The organism is Rhizobacter sp. P2_H2 (assembly GCF_056403375.1).
On the sequence record NZ_JBFUFP010001583.1, the window covers coordinates 1 to 871 of the forward strand.

At 71.3% G+C, this 871-nt stretch carries 1 protein-coding gene; it reads right to left on the bottom strand.

What is annotated here, in order from left to right; translation table 11 throughout:
- Positions 1–723: siderophore-iron reductase FhuF (gene fhuF, locus AC1D15_RS34890; protein ID WP_477829681.1), on the bottom strand; the 723-nt coding region annotated here is incomplete at its 3' end.
- Between the last annotated feature and the right edge of the window lie 148 nt (positions 724–871).

The window sequence follows — 871 nt, forward strand, 5'->3', positions numbered from 1 at the left end:
GGGTTGTAGCGGGCAGGCGCTGCAGTAGTCCTCGCCCGGCAGGCAGTAGAACAGGCAGCACTGCCGGTGCAGCGGGATCGTCCGCGACGCCTGCGGATGCGGGCGCTGCCGCGGCAGCAGCGGGTTGGGGCGGCCGTCGTGCCACAGCGGCTGGCTCAGCAAGGCGTCGCGATCCTGCGCGATGTGCGGCGCATGGCCGGTCAGCGCGAGACCTTGCTCGAACAGCCCGTCGAGCCGGCGCGCGAGATTGCCCCACAGGATCTTCGGCGCGACCCGTGCGCTGCGTGCGAGCTGCGCGAAGAGGGGTGCCAGGTGCAGGTCGATCAGCGGCGCCAGGCGTTCGCTGCAGCTGCCGCCGCGGCGTGCCGTACCGCCGTGCTCGATGTGGAAGCTGCGCGGCGCCGCATCGTCATCACCCACCACGACCTGCATCTGATGCGGGGCGGTCGGGAACACATGCTGCAGCACGCTCGCCGCCGCGACCACCGGTGGCAGCAGCGCATCGAGGTAGGCGAAGCACCAGCTCGATGCGGCCGCGCGCAGATCGCTGCCCGTCACGCCGCGATGCAGCGCGTGGCGGCGCAGCAGCGCATCCAGCACCGCCGGTTCGTCGATCAGCCGATGCACCGGCACGGCATCGGCGGGCGGCTGTGCGGCGCACACCAGCGCCTCGCCGAGCGKCGCCCAGGCGCCCTGGAAAAGAGGTTCGAGCAGCGGGATCACGTGTCAGCAGACGAACGAAGGCTGGCGATGTTCAGCTGAACGCGGGGGGGCGTGGTTCGTCATGCAAGGCATGAGCGATTCTGTCCCGACCCCGGTGTCCACACCCCCCATCCCGCCCTCCGTCGACCGCCCGTTCGCGGAAGTCGCA